We start from the raw sequence: 1,552 nt of genomic DNA, 5'->3' as shown, positions 1-1,552 counted from the left end.
TAAAGTTCACGTCGCCATTGAAGTTCTCGTTTGGTGCGAAGCTGTAAGTGCCATCGCCATTGTCAGTTAGGACACCGTCCGCACCAGTGTAAGTGACACCTTCAACCGATAGATCATCGCCATCGATATCTGTTGCGCCATCAAGCAGATCTTGGTCAGTGAAGGTCAACACGCCATCTTCACCAATGGTGAACGCTTGGTCTTCTGGTTGTGGAAGGTCGTTAACTGGATTAACCGTTAGATCTGCCGTAGCGACCAAGGTGTCAGAACCATCACTGATATCAAACGTGATATCAATGTCACCATTGAAGTTCGCATCTGGCGTGATAGTAAAGCTACCATCGTCGTTTTCCGTAACCGTTGCATCACCGTCAACCACTAGGTTAGATGCGGTTAGTGCATCACCTTCTACATCCGATGCTTGAGCAAGAAGCTGCTCTTGGCTCAGTGTGATTGAGTTGTCTTCGTCAACGCTATACGCCAAGTTACCCGATACTGGTGCATCATTGATTGGTAAGACATCGACTGTGATGTAAGTATCGACCTCTGCGCCGTCTTCATCGCGAATGGTCACATCCAACTGCACTTGGCCGTTGAAGTTTTCATTCGGTGCAAAGCTACAGGTACCATCGCCGTTAACTGAGAAAATACCGTCTGTACCATCGTAGCTGATGCCTACTAGCTCAACATCCCCTTCAACATCCGAAGCATTCAGTAGCACTTGCGATTCACTGAAGGTTAGAACTTGGTCTTCATCGATAGTGTATGCGGTAGGACCTGCGATTGGTGGGTCATTTACCTCAATCACAGTAATGCCAGCAGTGGTAGAGTCCGTTGCACCTTCTTCATCGACAACGACAACATCTAGGCTCACCTCGCCGCTGAAGTTCTCGTTTGGTGAGAAGGTGTAAGTACCATCACCGTTGATTTCTAACACACCATCGTTACCGCTGTAGCTCACGCTATCAATCAACACATCGCCTTCAATATCCGATGAGTTCGCCAATAGCTGTTCGTCACTGATGGTAATCGAATTGTCTTCATGAACGATGTAAGACGTGCTGCCTGCTACCGGTGGATCGTTCTCTGGCGTCACGCTTACGTCGATATTTGCGGTCACGGTATCCGTGCCATCAGAAACATCGAAGGTAAAGTTCACGTCGCCATTGAAGTTTTCGTTTGGCGCGAAGCTGTAAGTGCCGTCACCGTTGTCGGTTAGGACACCATCTGCGCCAGTGTAGCTCACACCTTCTACCGATAGGTCATCACCATCGATGTCCGTTGCACCATCAAGCAGATCTTGGTCAGTGAAGGTCAACACGCCATCTTCACCAATGGTGAACGCTTGATCTTCCGGCTGAGGCAAGTCATTAACTGGGTTAACGGTTAGGTCCGCCGTTGCAACAATAGTATCGCTGCCGTCGTTGATATCGAACGTGATATCAATGTCACCATTGAAGTTCGCATCAGGCGTAATGGTAAAGCTGCCATCATCGTTTGCCGTCACCGTTGCATCACCGTCAACCACTAAGTTAGTCGCGGTTAGCGCGTC

The 1,552-nt window shown here is 48.9% G+C and carries 1 protein-coding gene; it reads right to left on the bottom strand.

Annotation, left to right across the window (positions count from 1 at the left end):
- On the bottom strand, nucleotides 1-1,552 hold a 1,552-nt coding region (locus NDJ01_RS09640; protein WP_258586634.1), incomplete at both ends, for a cadherin-like domain-containing protein.

The organism is Vibrio sp. HS-50-1, from assembly GCF_024747315.1.
GTDB lineage: Bacteria > Pseudomonadota > Gammaproteobacteria > Enterobacterales > Vibrionaceae > Vibrio > Vibrio diabolicus.
Note: the sequence above shows the minus strand (reverse complement) of the source record. Positions and strands in the feature narration are given on the sequence as shown.